This window comes from Clostridium sp. AM33-3, from assembly GCF_003480315.1.
Lineage (GTDB): Bacteria > Bacillota > Clostridia > Lachnospirales > Lachnospiraceae > Brotaphodocola.
Window position 1 is genome coordinate 84,063 of the sequence record NZ_QUIV01000002.1, and the last position, 20,600, is coordinate 104,662.

Annotated in this window: 22 protein-coding genes; 13 read left to right on the forward strand and 9 right to left on the reverse strand. The window is 49.6% G+C overall.

Going from position 1 to position 20,600, the window contains the following annotated elements; all coding sequences use genetic code 11:
* Positions 1-7: 7 nt before the first annotated feature.
* The 7 genes from DW819_RS01645 to DW819_RS01675 form a co-directional block, all read right to left on the reverse strand.
* The gene (locus DW819_RS01645) at positions 8-703 is read right to left on the reverse strand and encodes a response regulator transcription factor (RefSeq protein ID WP_118731775.1); all 696 of its coding nucleotides are present in this window, start codon (positions 701-703) and stop codon (positions 8-10) included.
* 135 nt (positions 704-838) lie between these two features.
* The gene (locus DW819_RS01650; protein WP_118731776.1) at positions 839-1,591 is read right to left on the reverse strand and encodes an aminoglycoside phosphotransferase family protein; all 753 of its coding nucleotides are present in this window, start codon (positions 1,589-1,591) and stop codon (positions 839-841) included.
* A 183-nt stretch (positions 1,592-1,774) separates the two neighbouring features.
* The gene (gene glgB, locus DW819_RS01655) at positions 1,775-3,694 is read right to left on the reverse strand and encodes a 1,4-alpha-glucan branching protein GlgB (protein ID WP_118731777.1); all 1,920 of its coding nucleotides are present in this window, start codon (positions 3,692-3,694) and stop codon (positions 1,775-1,777) included.
* Positions 3,695-3,698: 4 nt separating this feature from the next.
* Positions 3,699-5,033, reverse strand: coding sequence for an alpha-amylase family glycosyl hydrolase (locus DW819_RS01660; protein ID WP_118731778.1), 1,335 nt, complete (start codon positions 5,031-5,033; stop codon positions 3,699-3,701).
* 36 nt (positions 5,034-5,069) lie between these two features.
* Entirely contained in the window at positions 5,070-5,306 is a 237-nt protein-coding gene (locus DW819_RS01665) for a DUF2508 family protein (RefSeq protein WP_118731779.1), read from the reverse strand.
* A 60-nt stretch (positions 5,307-5,366) separates the two neighbouring features.
* A complete protein-coding gene (locus DW819_RS01670; RefSeq protein ID WP_118731780.1) occupies positions 5,367-5,702 on the reverse strand; it encodes a metalloregulator ArsR/SmtB family transcription factor in 336 nt (111 codons plus the stop codon).
* A 172-nt stretch (positions 5,703-5,874) separates the two neighbouring features.
* Positions 5,875-6,132, reverse strand: a complete 258-nt coding sequence (locus DW819_RS01675) for a hypothetical protein (RefSeq protein ID WP_118731781.1) — start codon at positions 6,130-6,132, stop codon at positions 5,875-5,877.
* Positions 6,133-6,416: 284 nt separating this feature from the next.
* Between DW819_RS01675 and DW819_RS01680 the strand changes: the two genes are divergently transcribed.
* The 13 genes from DW819_RS01680 (at position 6,417) to DW819_RS01740 (ending at position 18,251) form a co-directional block, all read left to right on the forward strand.
* Complete coding sequence (locus DW819_RS01680; RefSeq protein ID WP_182432538.1) at positions 6,417-7,010, forward strand: A24 family peptidase; 594 nt, start codon at positions 6,417-6,419, stop codon at positions 7,008-7,010.
* Positions 7,011-7,069: 59 nt separating this feature from the next.
* Positions 7,070-8,053 (forward strand): hypothetical protein, encoded by a 984-nt coding sequence (locus DW819_RS01685; RefSeq protein ID WP_118731783.1) that lies wholly within the window; start codon positions 7,070-7,072, stop codon positions 8,051-8,053.
* A 71-nt stretch (positions 8,054-8,124) separates the two neighbouring features.
* Positions 8,125-9,399, forward strand: a complete 1,275-nt coding sequence (locus tag DW819_RS01690) for a CpaF family protein (RefSeq protein WP_118731784.1) — start codon at positions 8,125-8,127, stop codon at positions 9,397-9,399.
* Entirely contained in the window at positions 9,377-10,147 is a 771-nt protein-coding gene (locus tag DW819_RS01695; RefSeq protein ID WP_118731785.1) for a type II secretion system F family protein, read from the forward strand. Before DW819_RS01690 ends, DW819_RS01695 begins: the two co-directional genes overlap by 23 nt.
* A 2-nt stretch (positions 10,148-10,149) precedes the next feature.
* Positions 10,150-11,424, forward strand: coding sequence for an immunoglobulin-like domain-containing protein (locus tag DW819_RS01700; RefSeq protein ID WP_118731786.1), 1,275 nt, complete (start codon positions 10,150-10,152; stop codon positions 11,422-11,424).
* A gap of 68 nt (positions 11,425-11,492) precedes the next feature.
* Positions 11,493-11,723, forward strand: a complete 231-nt coding sequence (locus tag DW819_RS01705) for a Flp1 family type IVb pilin (RefSeq protein ID WP_347560148.1) — start codon at positions 11,493-11,495, stop codon at positions 11,721-11,723.
* Between the two features lie 3 nt (positions 11,724-11,726).
* Complete coding sequence (locus DW819_RS01710; RefSeq protein ID WP_118731787.1) at positions 11,727-13,670, forward strand: DUF5702 domain-containing protein; 1,944 nt, start codon at positions 11,727-11,729, stop codon at positions 13,668-13,670.
* Between the two features lie 251 nt (positions 13,671-13,921).
* A complete protein-coding gene (locus DW819_RS01715; RefSeq protein WP_147353154.1) occupies positions 13,922-14,716 on the forward strand; it encodes a hypothetical protein in 795 nt (264 codons plus the stop codon).
* 62 nt (positions 14,717-14,778) lie between these two features.
* On the forward strand, positions 14,779-15,357 hold the full coding sequence (locus DW819_RS01720; RefSeq protein ID WP_118731789.1) for a prepilin peptidase: 579 nt from the start codon (positions 14,779-14,781) through the stop codon (positions 15,355-15,357).
* A gap of 8 nt (positions 15,358-15,365) precedes the next feature.
* Positions 15,366-15,683, forward strand: coding sequence for a hypothetical protein (locus tag DW819_RS01725; protein ID WP_177304751.1), 318 nt, complete (start codon positions 15,366-15,368; stop codon positions 15,681-15,683).
* Positions 15,680-17,002, forward strand: a complete 1,323-nt coding sequence (locus DW819_RS01730; RefSeq protein ID WP_182432541.1) for a DUF6382 domain-containing protein — start codon at positions 15,680-15,682, stop codon at positions 17,000-17,002. The genes DW819_RS01725 and DW819_RS01730 overlap by 4 nt, the downstream gene beginning before the upstream one ends.
* Before the next feature lie 107 nt (positions 17,003-17,109).
* Entirely contained in the window at positions 17,110-17,757 is a 648-nt protein-coding gene (locus DW819_RS01735) for a rhomboid family intramembrane serine protease (RefSeq protein WP_243025492.1), read from the forward strand.
* A 77-nt stretch (positions 17,758-17,834) separates the two neighbouring features.
* Entirely contained in the window at positions 17,835-18,251 is a 417-nt protein-coding gene (locus DW819_RS01740; protein ID WP_118731792.1) for an HIT family protein, read from the forward strand.
* A gap of 101 nt (positions 18,252-18,352) precedes the next feature.
* On the opposite strand, the gene DW819_RS01745 is transcribed toward DW819_RS01740, so the two are convergent.
* Entirely contained in the window at positions 18,353-19,435 is a 1,083-nt protein-coding gene (locus tag DW819_RS01745) for an undecaprenyldiphospho-muramoylpentapeptide beta-N-acetylglucosaminyltransferase (protein WP_118731793.1), read from the reverse strand.
* Between the two features lie 104 nt (positions 19,436-19,539).
* On the reverse strand, positions 19,540-20,439 hold the full coding sequence (locus tag DW819_RS01750) for a LysR family transcriptional regulator (protein ID WP_118731794.1): 900 nt from the start codon (positions 20,437-20,439) through the stop codon (positions 19,540-19,542).
* Between the last annotated feature and the right edge of the window lie 161 nt (positions 20,440-20,600).

A 20,600-nucleotide genomic window follows, 5' to 3' on the forward strand; every position in this document is an offset into this window, starting at 1 on the left:
GCAGCTCCTACTGTTTTTCGATTTTGTAGCCAACGCCCCAGACTACCTTTAAGTAGCGCGGCTCCCGCGGATTGATCTCAATTTTTTCGCGGATGTGGCGGATATGTACGGCAACCGTGTTGTCGGCACCAATGGCCTCCTCGTTCCAGATCTGCTTGTAGATCTCATCGATGGAGAAAACCTTGCCGGCATTTTTTGTGAGCAGTAGCAGAATGTTGTATTCGATGGGAGTCAGTTTAATTGGTTCGTCATCCACAAATACTTCCTTGGTATCATCGTTGATGGTAAGGCCGCCGCATTTGTATACGTTTTCATTGCTGCTTTGGTTTAAGTTGCCGAGCTGTGTATAACGGCGAAGCTGGGATTTGACGCGGGCAACCAGCTCCAGCGGGTTAAATGGTTTGGACAGGTAATCATCTGCACCGATGTTTAAGCCAAGGATCTTGTCGGAATCTTCGGATTTCGCGGAGAGGATAATGATGGGGATACTGCTGGTCTCACGTACCTTTAACGTGGTGCGTATGCCATCCAGGCCCGGCATCATGACATCGATGATCATAAGGTCAGCATGTTCTGTTTCTAAAATTTTCAAAGCATCGTAACCGTCATAGGCTTTCAAGATGTGAAAGCCTTCGCCGGTCAGGTAAATATCTATCGCATCAACGATTTCTTTATCGTCGTCGCATACTAAAATAGTCTGCATGATTGTCCTCCTTTGGCGGGTATGCGTATGGTACTTGCGTCGGACTGCCGCATACGTGCGGTACGGCAGCGTCACATCTCTTAGTATATATCAAAAAGGGCCTTACCGCAATCGGCAAGACCCTTATCTTTTGACCTACTGATAATCACATACGTTCAGCCAGCTTTGAAGCAGTTCCTGTTCTTCCGGACGTTTCTTCGTGAGCTGTGCTGCGGCTACCAGAGGCAGCCACTGCTGTACATAGCGTTTGGCGGTACCGGTTTTCTCGCAGAACAGATCCATGTACTTGTCTGCTGCTGCCTGATCGGACAGACAGAACAGAAGATAGGTTCTGGCTACATCTGCGCTGGCATTGCCCTGGGTTGCGTGAACCCAGTCAACTACATACATGGTGCCGTCTTCCTTCACGATGATGTTGTCTGGCTGGAAATCTCCATGGCACAGTTTGATGTGCTTCGGGGTGCTGTCAAGGCGGGTAAGAAGATCGTAACGGTTGACAGGATCTAATTCTTCCATCTCAGAGATCTGCCGCGCCATTTTGTCTTTTAACTTGTTCAGTAATGGACAGGTCTTGGAATGAATCATCAGCTGCAGTTCAACCATCTGATTCAGATATTCATCGCGCTTATCCGGATTTTCCTTCATAAGCTCTGTGAGTGTCTTTCCTTCGATGTAGTCTCTGGTAATGGACCAGCAGCCGTCTTCTTCGACAGAGACTGCCTGAACGGACGGAATGTTGATGCCGCCAATGGCCTCAACTCGTGCGCTAATCAAAGCTTCGTTTAAAACCTCTGCTTTCGGGAAACCCTTGCAGAAAACTTTTACTGCTTTATCGCCATCGCGATAGACACTTTTGGTCGCGTTTTTGGAAATTAATGCTCTTGCCATACGAAACTCTCCTTCCTTAATTGTGTTACTGATGCTTGCCGTCAGGTTTGCTAATCGGATCATCAATAGGTCGGTTCCTATTTTACTACAAAGCTGGAAGAATGTCACCAACTTTGTGATAATATTTTAACGAAATGCGAGGCCTGTTTGTATCCGCTGCTGACGGTATCCGGTTGTTGGGTGTTATGAGAAGCGAAGGATTGCAGTTCCGTATGCTGGCAGCGGCAGGGATACGGAATATGGCTGGCCGTCGCACTCGGATTTGACTGCTTTTAAGACCGGAGCCTTCTCTCCGGTTTTGTAAGAACCGTGCTCGTTATCAAGGATTACGGTATAATTGCCGCGTTTCGGAACGCCGACCCGGTAATCCGGCCGTGCTACCGGTGTGAAGTTACATACGAACAGGAGACTCTTTTTGTGGTTCTTCGCGTAGCGCACGAAGCTGTAAATGCTGCGGTCTCCGTCGTTGGCATTGATCCAGGAAAAACCGTCCCAGTCATCATCGGATTCATAAAGTGCCGGGTATTTCTGATAAATATGTAACAGGTCGCGCACATAATTCTGCAGGTCCTTATGCAGGTCTTCCTCAGTCAGGTGCCAGTCCAGACTAACCTTTTCATCCCACTCGTGAAGCTGGCCGAAATCCTGTCCCATGAACAGAAGCTTCTTGCCCGGATGTCCCAGCATGAAGGTGTAGCCGGCTTTCAGATTGGCAAATTTATCACCAAAGAGGCCGGGCATTTTGTTGATCATGGAGCATTTTAAGTGGACCACTTCATCATGGGAAAGTACCAGAATAAAGTTCTCGCTGTTAAAGTAGGTGAGACCGAAGGTCATCTTATGATGATTAAATTTGCGGAAGTATGGGTCCAGCTTCATATACTCCAGGAAATCGTGCATCCAGCCCATGTTCCATTTAAAGGTGAAGCCCAGCCCGCCCTCCTTCGGGTCGTGTGTGACTAACGGCCATGCAGTGGATTCCTCGGCAATGACCATGGCGCCGTGGCCGCGCTGGACCACAACCGTGTTTAAGTGACGGAAAAATTCAATGGCTTCCAGATTCTGGTTGCCGCCGTACCGGTTTGGCACCCACTCGCCATCCTTGCGTCCGTAGTCGAGATAGAGCATGGAAGCTACCGCATCCACGCGCAGGCCATCTACATGAAACTGCTCGATCCAGTAGAGGGCGTTGGCAATGAGGAAGTTGGAAACCTCATGCTTCTCATAGTCGAAGACTTTGGTACCCCAGTCCGGGTGTTCGCCCTTGCGCGGGTCTGCGTACTCAAAGAGCGCCTGTCCGTCAAAATCAGCAAGGCCGTGGGCATCCCGCGGGAAGTGGGCCGGAACCCAGTCCAGGATGACGCCGATGCCTTTTTTGTGCATATAGTTTACAAAATATTTGAATTCCTCCGGGGTGCCATAGCGGGAGGTGGGAGCATAATAGCCGGTTACCTGATAACCCCAGGAGCCATCGTACGGATGCTCTGCAATCCCCATCAGTTCTACATGGGTGTAGCCCATCTCCTTCACGTAGGCGGCCAGCTCGGCGGCAGCTTCCTTATAGGTATAATAGCCGTCCTTTTCCGGGCGGTTTTTCTTTTTCCAGGAGCCCAGGTGTACCTCATAGATGCTCATGGCCGCCTCGCGCGGGTTGGTGTTTTCACGTTTCTGTACCCAGGTGCCATCCGTCCAGCGGAACGTGTCGTTGAAGGCAGTAATGGATGCCGTGCCAGGCCGGTATTCGGCGTACTGGGCAAACGGGTCAGCCTTAAAAATGACCTTGCCGGTCTGGGTAGTGATGGCAAATTTATAAAGCTCGCCCGGTTTGATGCCGGGAATAAAGCGCTCGTAAATGCCGGAGGTTTCCAACACCTGCATAGGGCAGGCATCGGGATCCCAGTTATTAAAGTCACCTACTACGCTGACAGATGCAGCGTGTGGAGCCCATACCGCAAAATAATAGCCGTCTTTGCCATCGAAGGTTTTCGGGTGGGCGCCGAGTTTGTTGTAGATCTCATAGTGGGTACCTTCTCCGAACAGGTAACGGTCACCGGCGGTGATAAAGCCGGTCTCGGTCTGCTTTTTCTTATCTCTGACTGCCATAAGGTCAATCCTCCCTGATCTTTAAGACAACACTGCTGTTGCCCGGTAATGTAAGATTTAATGTTCCGTTCTCAACTGGAATGATGGAGCCGTCCATCAGATTTTCTGCCTGGGAAGCATGCAGCGGGACTGGGATAGAAAGGCGGCTTTCCTGGTCATCACTGTTGGCTGCGGTGATGCAGATACTTCCCTGGGCATGTCTGGCGAAGGCGTACTGCCGGTTGGTGAGCAGCAGTTCCTGATAGCGTCCGCCGTGAAACTCCGGATTTTTCGTGTGGATGCGGGCCAGCTTTGCGATCAGGTCCGTAAGATCACTGTGCTTTGCTTCGCCCTCTTTCAGGGTGATGCAGGGACGCAGGGCTGCATCGCTTTCGCGGGTCCTCATGCCTTCCAGCCCCCACTCGCCTCCATAATAGATGGAAGGAATGCCCGGAAGGGTGAAGAGCAGTGTCCATGCCAGCGGCAGATGTGCTTTTTTGTTTAGCTTGCTGGCAATGCGGTTTTCATCGTGATTGTCCAGGAAGGTGTAAAGCCTGGTGCCAATGGCTTCCAGTCTCCGCACATTGTGGGCAATCTCAAAGAAGTTGTGGTCATTGAGCCCGGAGTACAGGCTCTTATGTAATTCGTAGTTGGTGACGGAATGCAGCATGCCATCGTTCACCCATCGGCTGTATTCCCCGTGGATCACCTCGCCCATGAGCCAGAAATCCGGCTTCATGGAAGCGGTCTGGGTGCGCATCTCCTGCATGAATCCGAAATCCATGACATTGGCGCAGTCTAAACGGATGCCGTCAATGTCAAATTCGGAAATCCAGAAGCGGATGACATCGAACAGATACTGCTTTACCTCCGGATTCTGCAGATTCAGACAGGGCAGCTCGAAATGTCCCTGCCATGCTTCATAGCCGAAACCATCGTTGTAAGGGCTGTTCCAGCCAAAGTTCACGCCCTTGTACCAGCCGCAGTAGCGGGAACCTTCGCGGTTCTTCTGAATATCCCGGAATGCGAAAAACTCGCGGCCGGTGTGGTTAAATACTCCGTCTACGACTACCCTGATGCCTGCCTCATGGCAGAGTCTCGTGAAATGGCGGAAGCCTTCGTTTGTGCCAAGCCTGCGGTCTGCAAGCCTGTAATCCCGGGTGTCGTAGCCATGGGAGGAGGACTCAAAGAGCGGTCCGATGTAAAGGGCGGTGCAGCCTGTGGCTTCCATGTGGGCAACCCATTGGTTCAGTTCCGGAAAGCGGTCGGCTGCGGCGTCTTCGGTGTTGACGAATGGCGCCCCCAGCATACCCAGCGGGTAAATGTGATAAAAAACTGCTTTGTCATACCATGATGCCATAAATATCAAGTCCTCCTGATTACATAGTTTCGTTTTTTAAAAATCCAGCCGTTCCAGAAGCTTGAAGCGCCGGAGCAGAAACTGATAGCGGAGCCAGACTGCATTCAGCTCGTAGATACAGCAGTCGATCAGTGGTGGCTCTGTCACCTGATCGAACTGGTTTAACAGGGATTCCATTTTTTGCTGGGTCTGATGGATTTCTGCCTTCAGTTTCAGGTTTTCCCCGGCTGATGCCTGGTGGCGGCCAGGGAAGAATGGTCTGTTGTTTTTCATAGCTTTACACTCCTTTTGGAATGTAGTATCTGGAATACATGGAAAAAATATACGCGTTTATTACGGTTTCTGGCTGAAGATTTCTTCGACCAGGTAGCCAAGTTTCATCAGCTGCCTTGTGCAGTCCATAAAGGTGAGACGGTAGTAATTGGAAGTACCGGACTGGGTAACTTCTACCAGTCCGCAGCTTTTCATGATCTTTAAATGATGTGAGATAGCCGGTCTGGACAGATTGGTCTGCCGGGTGATCTCGTTGACGTTCAGCCCTTCCGTGTGACCGTTCTGGGAGGCAATGCACAATGCTTCGATGATGTTTAAGCGGACCTCATCTCCGAGGGCGATAAACAGCGGCATACAGCTGTGAAACAGTTCCTGTAGTTCTTTGGAGTCCGCCATACAAACCTCCTTTGGTTTAAAAAATTGAACTAAGTTCATTCTATCACGACAGATTGTTCACGTCAACCAAAATAAATGGATCAAAAACAAAGTTTTTCGTCAAAATGTCCTAAGATGCGCAAAAAAATACCGCCTGGTCTTTGGCCAGACGGTGTGGAACGCAGAGCGGCAGTTACTCATCGAAGTCGGTTTCAAATATACCTTCCGGGGTGCGCATGGTGAGGATACCCAGATTAAATGCTTCGTCGGAAATGGTGATGTGATATTCAAATACCACATCCTCTTCAAATTTGGAGAGAACAACATAATCTCCGTTTTCTTTTCCTTCGATCTGATCGCAGATGTCGTTGTAGACGGCTTCACCGGAGATTTCACGCGGGTATCCGGATGCTTTGATCTTTGCTTCAATGGCTTCATATAATTCATTCATGGTGATGGTACTCCTTTTCTTGATTCCGATAGCTTCAGTATAACATCTTCACAGGATGATGTCCAATTATTTGGAGAGAGCAGGTGCCGGCTTAGAAGCCGGATCATACAGTCGAACTTTGTCGTTTTATGCAGGATGTGTATATTGACGGAAATCCTGATCTCCGGTATGATAAGTCCACAATCAACGCATCGGTCTGATGCGAAGTCTGGCAGCGCCGCTTAAGTTATGGCAGCGCCTGCCGGATATCAATGTATGATCTCAGCCGTTTCGGCAGAATTTTCATGATGGATTTTACAGCAGGCAGCAGCCTGGTATTTGAGACAGGTATGTGCCGGAAAAGGTGGTGGTATCTCGTAGAATATGGGACAGAACATCTGATATTATGCGCAGGTGTAATGGTGTGTGCGTGGACGGATCTGAAATATGGAAAGGTAAGGAATTACTGGCTTTGGCTGCTGACTGTTGCCGGTGTGCTGCATAGAGGCTCTGCATTTTTTTTCGGTGCAGTATTATTTCTGGTAGCAGGAATGTGCCTGTTCCGTTTTCGTGTTATGGGCGCAGGGGATGGTAAGCTGATGGCTGTGATTGGCGGTTATCTTGGTCCTTTGCCGGGATTTTACGCGATAGCGCTGGGGTTTTTGACAGGAGCCGTATGGAGCCTGTGGAGAATGAAACGCTACGGTGTGGCAGCAGAGCGGTTTAATTATATGAAACGCTATGTAGAAATGGTGACTGCCAGCCGGAACATTCAGCCATATGATTCCCTGGATCAGCCGCAGGCGGTTCATCATATCCCGTTTGCAGTTTGCCTGGCGGCCGGTGTGCTGGGGTATTTGTTCCTTTCCTGGTGTGGTTTTGGGGTAACTGTTCAGTAGGTCTGCGCACTTGTTTGCGCTGACCGTGAGAACACATGGGAATGATGAAAAGGGGGAAGATGATGAAAAAGATTATGGCAGTCTACGATGCAGACTCCCGGTATGCAGACCGTCTGGCAGAGTTCGTGAATCAGAGAAGTCAGGTTCCGTTCCAGGTGGTCGCTTTTACCAGTCTGGAAAAACTAAAAGAGTTTGCAGCGCGCGAGAAAATTGATCTGCTGCTGGCTGGCAGCGGAGTAGAGAAGGAGCAGCTTGACGGGATCCCGGCAGCGCAGGTTGTGTGGCTTAGTGAGAATGGGGTGGCTGAAGAGGGCGAGGCCGTGGTTTATAAATATCAGGCATCGGACGATCTTCTGAGGGAAGTAATGTCCTGGTATCGGCCACAGGAGATTCCGGTACTCATGACAGCCGCAGGCAGACGCAGCAGGATCACAGGAGTATATTCACCAATCGGACGGTGCGGAAAAACCAGTTTTGCGCTGACGCTGGGGCAGGTACTGGCCCGGGAGGAAAAGGTGCTTTATATCACACTGGAAGAATTTTCCGGTCTTTCTGCATTGACAGGGACCGTGTATACAGGCGGTCTTTCCGATCTGCTTTATTATTATACCCAGCGCGAGTACAGTTCAGTACGCCTGGGAAGTGTTACCTACAACTGGGGGGAGCTGGACTATATTCCTCCGGTGACTTATGCAGAGGATAAGAATGGAATCCGCCAGGAGGTGTTTTCCGGACTAGTGCAGCGGATCGCAGCGGATGGAACTTACGAAGAGCTGATCCTGGATGTGGGAGGATTTTGCGGAGGTTCAGAAGAACTTCTTGGCATTTGTGATGTGGTCTATGTACCGGTAAAAGATGATGTAGTATCTACGGCAAAGCTGGAAGAATGGAAAACATATCTGAACCGGTCAGGACGCAGTGCAGTCTGGGAAAAGCTGCGGTTTTTAAAGCTCCCGGAACCGGGGCCGCTTCCAGCCAGGGAAAGCTATCTGGAACAGCTTTTATGGAGTGATCTGGGAGATTTTGTCCGGGAATTAAGATAGCGCCGGTACCTGGGCCAAAACGAAGCCTGCGCTGCAAAACAGGTGCAGCAGCGAAAAATGGGAAGAAGGGGATGGTGAAGCTGGTGGAGAATACGGAGGAAACGGTCCATGCAAAGAAACTGCTGGACGAGCTGCGCAGCGAGGTGCGGGAGGCGCTGAGCGGTTTTGAGCAGATTGGGGATGACGAACTGTATGACTGCATTGAACAGGCCGTTGCCGGAGTGGCAGAGCGGCAGTATCTGCCCCTGGGACAGAGGATTGATTTGAAAAACAGGCTTTTTGACAGCTTCCGGCGACTGGATATCCTGCAGGAACTGGTGGATGATCCGGAGGTGACGGAGATTATGGTAAACGGAAAGGATCATATTTTCGTGGAACGGAGCGGCAGGCTGGAACGCTGGGATCGCAGCTTTGAACAGGTGGAGCAGCTGGAGGATATGATCCAGCAGATCGTCAGCAAAATTAACCGTGTTGTAAATGTGAGCAGGCCGATCGCGGATGCACGTCTGGTGGAGGATGGTTCGCGTGTGCACATTGTGCTTCCGCCAATTGCCTTGGATGGACCGGTTGTGACGATTCGAAAATTTCCGGAGCCAATTACCATAGACCGGCTGATCCGTTATGGATCCCTGACCCGTGAAGCCGCTGATTTTCTGGAAAAGCTGGTCCGGTCCGGGTATAACATTTTTATCAGCGGTGGGACCGGATCCGGCAAGACTACATTTTTGAATGCCTTATCTGCCTATATTCCGGAAACTGAGCGGGTTATTACCATAGAGGATTCCGCAGAATTGCAGATTACCCAGATTCCCAATCTGGTTCGTCTGGAGACCCGCAGAGCCAATGCAGAGGGAGAAGGCGCTGTAGAGATCAGTGACCTGATCCGTGCATCACTTCGTATGAGACCTAATTATCTGATTGTCGGGGAGGTGCGCGGAAAGGAATGCCTGGATATGCTGCAGGCACTGAATACCGGACATTTTGGCCTGTCCACCGGACATGGAAACAGTGCTAGGGATATGCTGTCGCGCCTGGAAACCATGACGCTCATGGCAGCAGATATTCCTCTGACTGCGGTGCGGGGGCAGATTGCCTCTGCAATCGATATTCTGGTGCATCTCGGCAGGCTGAGGGACAGAAGCCGGCGGGTGCTGGAAATTACGGAAGTAACCGGATACGCGGAGGGCGAGATTCAGTTAAATCCGCTTTACCGGTTTGAGGAAAGGGGAGATGAGGATGAGGACAGGAGCCCGGGCGGCGCAAAGCAGGGCGTCCGCGGCAGCCTCACAGCAGTCGGAACGCTTGCAAGGCAGGAAAAGCTTCATGCAGCCGGTTACAGCCTGTAAGCAGCAAATTGACTATGGTACCTATCATTTATCATTTCAGGAAGTACTGCTGGCATTGGGAAAAGGCGCGGCAGTGAGTGCATTGTTTGCCTATATTTTCTATCGAAGCATGCTGGCATTCGGATTTATGCTTCCGCTGTGCTGCGGAATCCTCATATGGCGGGAACGCAGACAGCGTTTAAAACGGCGCAAACGCATGCTGGCACAGCAGTTTAAGGAAGCAATGGTCATTCTGGCGGCTTCTTTAAGTGCAGGCTATGCCGTGGAAAATGCCATGGCGGTAAGCCTGGAGGAATTGCGGCTCCTCTATGGGGAGCAGGGACTGATCGTCCGGGAGTTTTCCGGCATGGTGCAGCAGATCCGCACAAACCGGAATGTAGAGCAGGTGCTTGCGGAGTTTGCCGGGCGCAGTGGCCTGGAAGATGTGCAGAACCTGGCTGAAGTCCTCGGCATTGGAAAGCGGACAGGAGGTGATCTGGGAAGTATCATGCGCCATACGGCAGAAGTGATCCGGGATAAGATGCAGGTAAAGGAAGAAATCATCACGCTGACCACGTCACGTCAGTTTGAGCAGAAGATCATGAATATGATTCCGTTTTTTATCATTGTTTATGTGGAAGGAAGCTCACCGGGATTTTTTGATCAGATGTATTGCACGGGAATGGGACGGGTGCTGATGACGATGTGCCTGATTTTGTATCTGACTGCGTTCTGGCTCTCAGAGCGGATTCTGGATATAGAGGTGTGAGCATGAAATTGAGAAAACATGTAAATTCTGAAATGGACAAGAAGAGAGTATCATCTGAAGCGGGAGGATCACAGAAAAAAAGTCGGCTGTCGGCTGCAGCATGCGTGGGAGTAAGTCTGATCCTGTGGGGATATCTGAGGTGGTTTGGGCCGGGGCAGGACATGCAGCTGGCAGGTGGCCTGGTGGAGCGGGAGGGTTACGGAGGAACACAGAAGGAGCAGGAGCTGATTGTGAGCGGTCTTGGAGAAGAAGAGCAGACCGTAACCGTAAAAATAAGCCCGCGAGTGTATACAAAAGAAGAGGCGGACGATGTCTTTTATGGAGCTATGGAACAGCTTGGGGAACAGATACTGGGAGAGAATGAAAGTCTCGACGCAGTGACAGAAAATCTGGTACTCCCTTCCTATCTGAGAGAAAGCGGTGTGCAGATCCGCTGGCATTCTTCGGAGCCGGAACTATTATCTTCCTCAGGTATAATTGAAGGCGAGGTGCTGAAACGTCAGGAGGTTTTGCTGCAGGCAGAGCTTCGTACCGGTGATTTTCAGGCGGATTTTGAAATACCGGTCACATTGCTGCCTAAATCCCGGAGCCAGGAAGAACGGTTGCTGCGGACATTTTCTGAAGAGCTTGTCCGGCTGGATGAACAGCAGAAAAACGAAGCATACCTGAAACTCCCTGTGGAATATCAGGGAAAAACGCTTTCTTACCGGCCGGCGGAAAAACAAAATTATGGAGTGATTCCGTTTCTGGGAATCCTGATGGCCGCGCTTTTCGTTCTGCGCGAAGATTCAGAGCGGAAGGAACGGGAGAAAAAGCGGGAACAGCTGCTGCTTCTGGATTATGCAGAGATGGTTTCCAAGCTGCAGGTGCTTGTAGGTGCCGGCATGACGGTGCGCAATGCATGGGGCCGTATGGTACATGATTATGAGAACACAGATTTCAGAAAGGAACGTCCGGTCTATGAAGAAATGCGGCAGACCTATTACCAGATGGAAAACGGAACATCAGAGGGTGCGGCATACCGGGAATTTGGCCGAAGATGCCGTCTGCAGCCTTATTTAAAGCTGAGCAGTATTCTGGAACAAAACCGGAAAACAGGAACGAAAAACCTGCGGGAGCTTTTGCGTACAGAGGTGGAGGATGCTTTTGAAATGCGGAAAAATCTTGCCAGGAGAATGGGGGAGGAAGCCGGGACGAAGCTTCTGCTGCCGCTGTTTCTGCTTTTATTGATCGTCATGATCTTTATTATGGTTCCGGCTATGATGACAATGGGGTAAGTACAAAACAGATGCAGAAACAATGAGATTGCCGGCAAATGACGGCGAAAGACAAGGGAGGAAAGTATATGGAACAGATGAAAAACCGGAAAGAACATGAAGCAACAGAGAAATTTGCCAATGGTCTTGCTGATGAGTTTAGGGCCTTCTGGGCAGACGAGGATGGAGTCGGTGTGATCGAGGTGGTCCTGATCCTGGTTGTGCTCATTGGTCTTGTGATTATTTTCAAGACCCAGATCCGGAAATTGCTGGAGACCATTTTCAAACAGATTGAAACTCAGTCAAAAGAAGTGTATTAGCGTATGACCGGGAAGCGGGAGCTGGGCGGGCAGGTTACCGTGTTTGTCAGCATGATCATGATGATCCTCTTTGCGTTTCTGTGCGTGCTCCTGGAATCAGCGCGCACAGCCGGCGCAAGATGGTATCTGCAGATGGCGGCATCTTCTGCAATGGATTCGGTATTCAGCCAGTATCACAGAGGGCTTTGGGATAACTACTGTCTGCTGTTTGCGGAATACGAGAGCGGGGAGGAAATCGAAGCAGATTTTGCCGGTTTTCTGACTCCTTATCTGGAAACGGATAACTGGTATCCCATGGCATTGCAAGAGACGCAGGCCGAGGAGATTGTGCGGGTTACGGACGGACATGGAAAATATCTGGAAAAAGAGATTCTGGATTATATGAAGTACGGCATCTGGAATCCGGATTTCAGGGGAGATGAAGCAGAGCAGCTATGGGACCAGGACCAGGAGGCGGAAGCTGTGACCGAGATGGCAGAGACTTATCGGAAGCGGACTAAGGACATGTGGAAGCTGGAAAAGATCCTGGAATCCATCAGTGAAAATCTGGAGAGTGAGCGAATCAGCCAGAATGAGGGCTTAAGAGCACTTTCTTCTTATGATGGAGACGGATTCCGGCATGAAGCAAACCAGATGATCCGGGAGTTAAAAAAGATGCCGGGACTGGTGAAAAAATATGAAAAAGAAGCAGATAAGCTGGCAGAAACGCTTGCAGCTGACCGGCAGAACCAGGAGGAACGGGAGGATCGGCTGAGCGCGGAAACGGCAGATGCCCTGGATGAGGAAATCAGTGAGTATGAAGCATATGTCGCGGAGGATGGCAAGCGCCGTCAGGAGGTGCGCGATCTTGATCCATGGTCGGCAGAAACGATCCGGAGACTGGAGAATCTGATTGAAGAGTCTTATGAGGTGGAACGCGAGATCGAGGAGTGGGAGGACGATGATGACGATGAGGATAGTGACAGTGAACCGGATTATGAAAGCCTGTGGAGGCCGGTGCGAAATGGTTTGCAGAGTATCAAAATCCCTGCGCTGTCATTTGCGCATGGAGTCAAGGATAAAGAAACCGAAAATTTGTTAAAACAGGTAGAGCAGCTTTATCAGGAAGGACTACTGGAACTTCTGGTGCCGGAAGGGCAGACAGTCTCGAAAAAAACTGTTGAGACTTCGCTGCTGCCATCTGAGGCAGAAAGCTACGATGAAGAAAGCGGAAGCGGCAGCATGGCGGAACACATCCTGGTGAATGAATACTGTGGAAAATTTTTCAGACAGTTTTGTACAGAAGAAACCGCATCCGGACATGCACTTGATTATGAGCTGGAGTATCTGATCTGTGGAAACCCAAATGATTCGGACAATCTGAGTGGTGTGGTGCACCGGCTTCTGGCTGTGAGGGCTGGTCTGAACCTGATTCATATTCTTCGGGATAAAGGAATGAGGAAACAGGCAAGAACGCTGGCAACTGTGATTACGGGAGCAGCAGCCATAACTCCGCTGGTTCTGGTAACAACCTTTTTTGTCATGTCGGTATGGTCTCTTGGGGAAGCACTGATGGATGTGAAGGGACTGCTGGCAGGGAAAAAAGTGAAACTGGTCAAGAAAAAGGATGACTGGACGCTTACGATAGAAAACCTCATAAGCATGGCAAAAAACAGAAACCTGGATGCGGGCGGCGGTGACAGCGGTCTTTCATATCTTTCCTGGCTGAAAATCCTGCTGTTCGTAACACCGATGGTCCGTCAGGATTACCGGATCATGGATGTGATCGAGTTGAATCTGGCACAGGGGAAAAGCGGCTTTTGCATGCGCAATGCGGTATATCAGGTTCAGATGTCGGGGAATGTCTGTGGGAAGCATCTTTTTTTCTCTCCGGCTTTTGTGGGAAACCTGACCGGAAATCGTGATTACAGTATGATGATGACAGTAAAGGCCGAACGCCGGTACTGATAGAAATTTGCTGTGATAAATTCTTTTGGGAAGGGAGGTGAAAAGGAATGCTTTGCTGGAAGAAACACAGCAGTGAGGAGCAGACAGAGCAAAATAATAAAACAAATGTACCTCTCCAAGTACGAAGCCCCTTTTATGTAAGAAAACGAAGTATGCTCCGTAAGGCAGAATGTGGTCCGGTCAGCAGAGCATTCCCTTTCATCTCCCGGAAACAGAGAAAATCTGAAAATCAGAGGAAAATGAAGGCTTCCATGACACTGGAAGCGGCGTTTACCCTGTCGCTTCTGATTTTTGCGTCCGTCAGCCTGATGCTTCCTGCAAAAATCATGATAACTGAGCGGAAAATGCAGGCGGGACTGGAGAGCGCCGGAGAAGAACTCAGTCAGTTTGCCTATCTTCTGGATAGCCTGAACGAAGAAAAACAGGAAAATAGTTCAGGTGCCGGAGAATCAGATAAGACCTTCTGTCTCAATGCGGAGCAGGCAGCAGCTCCGCTTTATGCCCGTGCAAAAGTGATGTCTTACTGCGATACAGAACGGATATCACATATCAGTATGCGGAAATCTTCAGTGCGGAAGGAGGATGAGATTCTGGATCTGGTGATGGACTATGAGATATCCATGCCATTTCCGGTGTTGGGCCTTTCCTCCCTGCACCGTACGATACGCTGCAGGCGCAGATGCTGGACCGGGCGTGAGGGCCGATATGGGGAGCGTGATTCGGACGGCGGAGAAGATGAGCAGATTGTCTATATCGGAAAGAACAGTACGCGGTATCACCCGGACCGGAACTGCCATTATCTTTCAAATCGTCTGACAGCTGTGTCGTGGGAGCATATGGCAGAGAAGCGTAATATAAATGGAGGAAAATATTATCCGTGCGTTTCCTGTGGGAAGGAGGCCGCAAAGGGCAGTACGGTTTATATCATGTCGAGCGGCAGCCGTTATCACAGCAGACAGGACTGTAAGTCGATCACGGCGTATGTGCGGGCGGTAAGACGAAAGGATGTAAAGCATCTGGGTGCGTGTTCATACTGCGGTGGGTGAACAAAACGAGGAGCACGTTGGCCTGGAATGCGAAATACAGGAAAGAGGGTATGTGATCTGATATGGGAATTTTAAATTTTGCAGTGCAGGCAGTGCGGCTTGGTATATTTATGCTTTTTCTGCTTATGGCAGCCTGGCAGGATTTCAAAACAAAAGAGATACATGTGAGACTTTTTTTGATATTTGGCGCGGCAGGTCTGGGCTTTTGCTGTTTATCGGGAGTGGAAACGGCAGCAGATGTACTGGCATCGGCGCAGAGCCAAAGGCTGCTGCCGGAGCTCTGGGAGAATGTATTTCAATCGTTTCTGTTAGGGCAGCTGCCAGGGCTGGCGCTGTTTCTTTTTTTCAAATACGGAGAAGAAATTGGTAAAGGAGACTGCTGGTTTTTTCTGATATGTGGCTGGTATTTGGGATTATGGGATACGATCTTTGTTCTTGGAGGAGCAGTGCTGATATGCGGACTTGCCGGACTTGGATATTATGTGAGCGGATGCATACAGGGAAGCCAGACGGGCCGGATGCGGAGAAAGATGCAGTGGCCGTTTTTGCCGTTTGCAGCAGTACCGGGGATATGGATTGCGGCTGTCCGCCTCAGAGATATCATCCGGATGACAGCAATGCTACGCCGTTTTTGCCTATGAACGTATTTTTGCATACATTTACTGCCGGAAGAGAAAAAAGCCTGTGTGCCAGCATTACTGTAGAGGCAGCGGGAGTCATGGCAGTTGTACTGTTTACGATCATGGTGCTGATGGGACAGGCTATGAGCTGGAGTGCCCGGGCAGGCGGGATGTTTGCTCTGCATGAGACGGTAGAGCGGGAGCGACACCAGATTGAACATGCAGAGGAAAGAAGGATAAAACGGCAGGCAGAAGGAAACGAATGGAATCTGGAAATTTCAGCACCTGTATTCCGTCCGGAAACAGCATTGAGAATGTGGGGGTTGGTGGAGGATATAACAGAATGAATATCAGTTATCAGAGAGAAATGAAACGAAATTATCTGATCGTGGAGACAGAAAAACGGGATGAGATTCCATTTGAGCAGAATATGCTGGAACAGAACCAGATTGATGGAGTTCTTCATTTTCAGGTGCGGAAAAAAGATACGGATATCCGCTTTTTTTATGAGATCACATCAAAACAGCCGCTTTTCCGTCTTTTGGAAGGACAGTCGGTACAGGCCGGGCAGATCCGGACGCTGGTGAGGGGAATTGCGTATGCGCTGGAGCATATGGAGCAGTATCTGCTGAGTGAAAACTGTGTACTGCTTACTCCGGAGTATTTATATGTCGAGCCGGAAAGCCTGAAAGTCTGGTTGTGTCTGGTCCCGGGGCTGGAGCGTGATTTCCCGGAGGATTACAGCCGCCTGCTCGAGTATCTGCTGGGCAAGGTGGATCACAAGGATAAAGAATCGGTTGTGCTGGCTTATGGACTATATCAGGAAACCAGAAAAGAAAATTATGGAATGGAAGATATTCTCCGGCTTGCGCAGCAGAAACTGGATATTAACTACACGGACTGTGAAAGGGATGCAGAGCCGCTTCAGGATTTTGAAATACGTCAGGGCGAGGCGGACCGGAGAAATACCGGAATGGCTGAAAACAGGAAGAAGCCAGAACAGCGGCAGACCGGCCGGGATATCCATGCAGACCGTGCAGAGACAGAATGGAAACCGGGAATGGTGCGTGCGAGGCAGATCCAGACAGATACCGTGAAGGAATCCTTTGGGCTGTTTGGCAGATGGAAGCAGCGCAGGAAAGCACGCAAAGAGGAAAAACAGCGCGAACAGGAGCGGGAAATGCAGATGCCGTGGGATCTGATGTTTGTGGGTGAGACACAGTCAGGATATGGAGCGTCTGCCGGGCATCTGGATGAAGACGACAGAACCGGTGGAATGACACCGTTTTCAGGCGGCAGCACATCATCGGTGCCATTTTTGCAGCAGGGCAGCGGTACTGTACTTTTAAATCCGGGAAAGGATGAAAGTGAAATCGGGCTTCGGCTTCTCCGGGCACTGGATGTCGGCGAACCGGACATCAGGATAGCATATTATCCGTTTATCATCGGCAAACAGGAAAATTTGGTAGATCATGTGCTGAATCGTGAAACCGTCAGCCGCCTGCATCTTCGTATTGACCAGAAAGACGGGCATTATTATGTTCAGGATCTGAATTCTACAAACGGAACCATGGTGGATGGCCGTATGCTGGAAAATAACGAGACGATCGAAATCCGGGAAGGAACAGATCTGAGCATAGCAGGAATCAGGTATCAGTTCCGGTAGCCGGGCTGTACAATCAATCGATTTTGTACATGGATTTTTCAGGGAAGATACGGTAAGATAATGGATGAGATACGTTATGAAAATGTTATATAAAGAACGGAGTTTACATGGACCAGTATCAGAATCCTTATTATATGGTGCCGCAGCGCCGCCCCCGTGCCTGGATGAACGGCACCCTGATCGTCTTAAATATCCTTTACTTTTTGTATCTGGAGCTGACAGGTTCCACGGAAGACGCGTACTTTATGCTGGATCACGGCGCTATGTACGGGCCGTTTATTCTGGAGAATCATGAGTATTACCGGCTGCTGACCTCCATTTTTATGCACTTTGGCATCGATCATATTGTGAATAACATGCTGGTTTTGTTTGTGCTTGGGGATAATTTGGAACGGGCGCTGGGAAAAGTGAAGTATCTGATTTTTTACCTGAGCTGCGGCGTTTTGGCCAATGTGGTTTCCCTGCTGTTTGAGATGCCGGTGGGTGACTGGTCAGTGGGAGCCGGAGCTTCCGGTGCGATTTTCGGTGTGGTCGGCGGGCTGATCTATGTGGTAGCTGTAAATAAGGGACGCCTGGAGGATCTGAGCACAAGACAGCTGGTGGTAATGGCAGTGTTTTCCCTGTATCTTGGTTTTACCAGTACCGGAGTAGATAACACCGCACATGTAGCCGGTCTGGTGATCGGAATGATCCTGGCAGCCATCCTGTACCGCAAACCAAAGCGTACTTGCAGAGCGGACATTTGGGAGTTATAATGTGCGATAAGCAAGGAGCAGTGCTTTTCATTTGTTTTTGAACTGGCACTGCAAGAAACCGAATGGAGGAAACGACAATGAGAGACGACAACTGTATTTTCTGCAAGATCGCAAACGGCGAGATTCCATCTGCAACCGTATATGAGAATGATGATTTTCGCGCGATCCTGGATTTGGGACCGGCATCAAACGGCCATACCCTGATCCTGCCAAAGAATCATTATAAAGACCTGTGTGAGGCAGATGAGACGGTCATGGCAAAGATTTTGCCGCTGGCTGCAAAGCTGGGGAAATCCATGAAAAGCCAGCTTGGCGCAAGCGGCTTCAATGTAGTTCAGAACAACGGAACCAGTGCAGGGCAGACGGTATTTCACCTGCATGTGCATGTGATCCCGCGTTATGAGGGCGGACCGGATATGGTAAACTGGGTACCGGGCAAGCCGGAACAGGATGAACTGGCACAGACAGCAGACGCTCTGAAGGCAGGGCTGTAGAGAAAACATGTGACTGTGAGGATACTAAACAGTTACGAAAACATAACATAAAACGGGCGGTGAAAAATGGAAACCATTTTCACCGCCCGTTTTTGTCAGAGCTATTTGTTTGTGTCTTCTTTTTCGGCATAGGATGCGATCAGCTCCATAACAATGCTTACTGCATCGGACAGATCACTTTTATCCATGGCATCGATAAATTTCCGGCGATTTTCGTAGGTGTTTTCGATGGCATCATACAGGGTATCGCTGGTAACCTGTTCTTCTTCCAGAACGGTGGAGAAGCCCTGTTTCTCAAAGGAGCGTGCGTTTAAGATCTGGTCTCCGCGGCTGGCTGCTGCGGAGAGCGGGATCAGGACATTCGGCTTTCTGAGTGCCAGAATCTCACAGATGGAATTTGCGCCTGCGCGGGACAGGACGATGTCGGCTGCTGCAAACAGATGTCGCAGCGGCGCGTCTACATATTCGTACTGTACATATCCGGGGCGGCCGATGAGACTGTCATCCAGATGGCCTTTTCCGCAGATATGTATTACCTGATATTTCGTCAGAAGTTTCGGAAGCAGTGCGCGGACGGCGTTGTTGACGGCAACAGCACCCAGGCTTCCGCCGATGACCATAATGATGGGCTTGGCTGCGGAAAGTCCGGTATAGTTGAGTCCGGTCAGACGGTCACCCTGCAGCAGCTCGCGGCGGATCGGAGATCCGGTGAGAACAGCTTTGTCCTCCGGCAGATATTGTAAAGTCTCCGGGAAGTTGCAGCAGACTTTGGCAGCGGATGGAATGCAGATTTTGTTAGCCAGGCCAGGGGTCATGTCAGACTCATGGATGATGGTCGGGATCTTGAAATGCTTTGCCGCCAGAACCACCGGAACGGATACAAAACCGCCCTTTGAGAAGACCACATCCGGGCGGTATTTCTTTAAGAGTGCGCGTGCCTCGGCATAGCCTTTGATGACACGGAACGGATCTGAAAAGTTTTTGATATCAAAGTAGCGGCGCAGTTTGCCGGATGAAATGCCGTCATAAGGAATTCCGGCGTTCTCGATGAGCTTTTTTTCGATGCCGTTGTAGGACCCGATGTAGTGGATCTCGTAGCCACGCTCCTGTAAAGATGGAAGCAAAGCCAGGTTTGGTGTGACGTGTCCGGCAGTGCCGCCGCCGGTTAAAACGATTTTTTTCATATAAAAACACCTCCGATTGGATGAAAGTCATGCTTGTAAAAACATCTGTATTACTATAGTAACTGTCAGGGGCAAAATGTCAACCCTGAATCAGTAGCTCTTTTTTATAATTTCGTGTGCTCTTTCAGATACTGGATAAAGAGGTCAAGGGAGGCATTGTTGCTGTCTTTGAGCCAGCCGCCGATCATGTATTCATCGTTGTCTGTCATGGGTACGCCGATTAGGTTGTCATAGTGTTTCCAGTTTGACACGCAGAAAGAGGGGATAAGCGCAATACCTTGTTCAGTGGAAACAAGGGTCAGGATACTGGCCAATTCCGTATTTATCATAAGGATATTAGGCTGATATCCAGCTTCCTGATAAAGGTTCATATAGTGGATGTCGGCAAAAGAATGACCGGTATTGGACGGAGTGAGATAGTAAAGCTTTTCATTTTTCAGGTCAGCTCTGGAAAGAGAGGCGCTGTGGGCGAGCGGATGCGAGTCATACATCAGCACTACGGAAGTGATTTTTTCAACGGGGAGAGTATTTACGGCATTCTGGATAAAAATATTGGTACTGTCCCAGGTGAAAATAATATCGTACTCGTTGTTTAGCAAACCAAAAACAAGGTTATCAACATCATTTCTGAAAATTTGAAGATTGATATTTTCGTATTCCCGGTGAAAGGAAACAATTAAATTTGGCAGATTACTGCTTTCGAATGTTTTAGCATAGCCAATCCGAAGTAAGCCAGAAGCTGCATTGTGGGCATTTTTTGTGTTCTGGATGGCGAGGTTGATCCGGGCTAGGATGTCCTTTGCTTCATGATAGAAGATATGCCCTGCCTGGGTCAGTTTGATGGGGCGGGATGTCCGGTCGATTAAAACAACATCCATCTGTTTTTCCAGAATCTGAATTTGCTGGGTGATGGCAGTCTGGGTCAGATAGCACTGTGCGGCAGCTTTTGTAAAGTTCTGGTTTTCAGCCACAGCAATGAAATAAGTCAGCTGGTTTGTGTTCATATGAAAACTCCTTTTTGGTCATACTATCAGTTTTTCTTATTTTATCATATTTTTAAAGAATTGGCGATATATAGGGGAAAAAGCTATAATGTGCTTACAAAGTGATCAATGATTTTTGAAATATGAAAGACCGGTCGTACAATATCAACAAAAAGAAAATG